Annotated in this window: 2 rRNA genes; both read left to right on the plus strand. The window is 51.6% G+C overall.

Features of this window, described 5'->3' with window-relative positions:
* The first annotated feature begins 220 nt into the window (after positions 1–220).
* Positions 221–3114: ribosomal RNA gene (locus tag IQ274_RS36205) — 23S ribosomal RNA — on the plus strand.
* 59 nt (positions 3115–3173) lie between these two features.
* A 5S ribosomal RNA gene (rrf, locus tag IQ274_RS36210) occupies positions 3174–3291 on the plus strand.
* The last annotated feature ends 3 nt before the right edge of the window (positions 3292–3294 follow it).

Consider the following 3294-nt stretch of genomic DNA (forward strand, 5'->3'; position numbering starts at 1 on the left):
GTGAGATTTCAGCAACATGACATTCGTGTCAGACTGCTGAGAATGTTCTCAGCCAGAACCTTGAAAACTGCATAGAAACGCGAAATTAGCAGGCAGACACAGACATTGAGAGTACTGAGTGCCTCGGCTTAGAGTGCTGATTAAAATCAGTGCGAAGTCATGAGGTAAGCAGAACTAACTATTTGTGAATGCAAAATGTGAAACACCAAATGAATTGAGTGGTCAAGCTAATAAGGGCTAACGGTGGATACCTAGGCACACAGAGGCGACGAAGGACGTGGTTACCGACGATATGCTCCGGGGAGTTGGAAGCAAACATTGAGCCGGAGATTTCCGAATGGGGCAACCCTATATACTACCTGCTGAATATATAGGCAGGAGAGAGCCAACCCAGCGAATTGAAACATCTTAGTAGCTGGAGGAAGAGAAATCAAAACAGAGATTCCCTAAGTAGTGGTGAGCGAAAGGGGAAGAGCCTAAACCAATTGGTTTACCGATTGGGGTAGTGGGACAGCAATATCGAATCTAGCGGTTAAACGAAGCAGCTAAATACTGCACCAAAGAAGGTGAAAGTCCTGTAGTTGAAAACTCAAGGATAGTAGCTGAATCCCGAGTAGCATGGGGCACGAGGAATCCCATGTGAATCAGCGAGGACCACCTCGTAAGGCTAAATACTACTGTGTGACCGATAGTGAACCAGTACCGCGAGGGAAAGGTGAAAAGAACCCCGGAAGGGGAGTGAAATAGAACATGAAACCGTTAGCTTACAAGCAGTGGGAGGACTATTTAAAAGTCTGACCGCGTGCCTGTTGAAGAATGAGCCGGCGACTTATAGGCACTGGTAGGTTAAAGCGAGAATGCTGGAGCCAAAGGGAAACCGAGTCTGAAAAGGGCGATAATCAGTGTTTATAGACCCGAACCCTGGTGATCTAACCATGGCCAGGATGAAGCTTGGGTAACACCAAGTGGAGGTCCGCACCGACTGATGTTGAAAAATCAGCGGATGAGTTGTGGTTAGGGGTGAAATGCCAATCGAACCAGGAGCTAGCTGGTTCTCCCCGAAATGTGTTTAGGCGCAGCGGTAATGATTATATCTGGGGGGTAAAGCACTGTTTCGGTGCGGGCTGGGAGACCGGTACCAAATCGAGACAAACTCTGAATACCCAGAGCACACATTGCCAGTGAGACAGTGGGGGATAAGCTTCATTGTCAAGAGGGAAACAGCCCAGACCACCAGCTAAGGTCCCCAAATCATCGCTAAGTGATAAAGGAGGTGAGAGTGCACAGACAACTAGGAGGTTTGCCTAGAAGCAGCCACCCTTGAAAGAGTGCGTAATAGCTCACTAGTCAAGCGCTCTCGCGCCGAAAATGAACGGGGCTAAGCGATGTACCGAAGCTGTGGGATTAATAATAAACGATTAATCGGTAGGGGAGCGTTCCGTCGTAGGTAGAAGCAGTAGCGGCAAGCAGCTGTGGACGAAACGGAAGTGAGAATGTCGGCTTGAGTAGCGCAAACATTGGTGAGAATCCAATGCCCCGAAACCCTAAGGTTTCCTCCGCCAGGTTCGTCCCCGGAGGGTTAGTCAGGGCCTAAGGCGAGGCCGAACGGCGTAGTCGATGGACAACGGGTTAAAATTCCCGTACTGATTGTAGGTTGTGCAGAGGGACGGAGAAGATAATTGTCAGCCGGATGTTGGTTACCGGTTCAAGCGTCAAGATGTTGAGAGACGGCGAAAACGTTTCGAGTTGAGGCGTGAGTACGACCCACTACGGTGGGGAAGTGGCATAGTCTAGCTTCCAAGAAAAGCTCTAAACACGTTAACTTACAGTTACCTGTACCCGAAACCGACACAGGTAGGGAGGTTGAGAATACCAAGGGGCGCGAGATAACTCTCTCTAAGGAACTCGGCAAAATGGCCCCGTAACTTCGGAAGAAGGGGTGCCCACCTAAGACGTGGGTCGCAGTGAAGAGATCCAGGCGACTGTTTACCAAAAACACAGGTCTCCGCAAAGTCATTAAGACGCAGTATGGGGGCTGACGCCTGCCCAGTGCCGGAAGGTTAAGGAAGTTGGTCAGGGGGAAACCTTGAAGCTAGCGACCGAAGCCCCGGTGAACGGCGGCCGTAACTATAACGGTCCTAAGGTAGCGAAATTCCTTGTCGGGTAAGTTCCGACCCGCACGAAAGGCGTAACGATCTGGATGGTGTCTCAGAGAGAGACTCGGCGAAATAGGAATGTCTGTGAAGATACGGACTGCCTGCACCTGGACAGAAAGACCCTATGAAGCTTTACTGTAGCCTGGAATTGTGTTCGGGCTTGGCTTGCGCAGGATAGGTGGGAGGCGATGAAGTATTCCTTGTGGGGAGTATGGAGCCAACGGTGAGATACCACTCTGGCGAAGCTAGAATTCTAACCCATGACCGTTATCCGGTCAGGGAACAGTTTCAGGTGGGCAGTTTGACTGGGGCGGTCGCCTCCTAAAAGGTAACGGAGGCGCGCAAAGGTTCCCTCAGCACGCTTGGAAACCGTGCGGCGAGTGTAAAGGCATAAAGGGAGCTTGACTGCAAGACTGACAAGTCGAGCAGGTACGAAAGTAGGCCTTAGTGATCCGACGGCGCAGAGTGGAATGGCCGTCGCTCAACGGATAAAAGTTACTCTAGGGATAACAGGCTGATCTCCCCCAAGAGTCCACATCGACGGGGAGGTTTGGCACCTCGATGTCGGCTCATCGCAACCTGGGGCGGAAGTACGTCCCAAGGGTTGGGCTGTTCGCCCATTAAAGCGGTACGTGAGCTGGGTTCAGAACGTCGTGAGACAGTTCGGTCCATATCCGGTGCAGGCGTAAGAGCATTGAGAGGAGTCCTCCTTAGTACGAGAGGACCGGGAGGAACGCACCGCTGGTGTACCAGTTATCGTGCCAACGGTAAACGCTGGGTAGCCAAGTGCGGAGCGGATAACCGCTGAAAGCATCTAAGTGGGAAGCCCACCTCAAGATGAGTGCTCTCACCACGTAAGTGGGTAAGGTCACGGGAAGAACACCCGTTCTTAGGCGGTAGGTGGAAGTGCAGTAATGTATGTAGCCGAGCCGTGCTAACAGACCGAGGGCTTGACCTCACATCATTTGGTTTCGCGTTTCTGTGCAGTCTTCAGGGTCTTCTGACCCTACAGTCTTTCCTGGTGTCTATTGCGCGGTGGAACCACACTGATCCCTTCCCGAACTCAGAGGTGAAACGCTGTTGCGGCAACGATAGTTTAGGGGTCGCCCTACGCAAAAATAGCTCGGTGCCAGGGATA

It is taken from the genome of Nostoc sp. LEGE 12447, from assembly GCF_015206985.1.
Taxonomy (GTDB): Bacteria; Cyanobacteriota; Cyanobacteriia; order Cyanobacteriales; family Nostocaceae; genus Nostoc.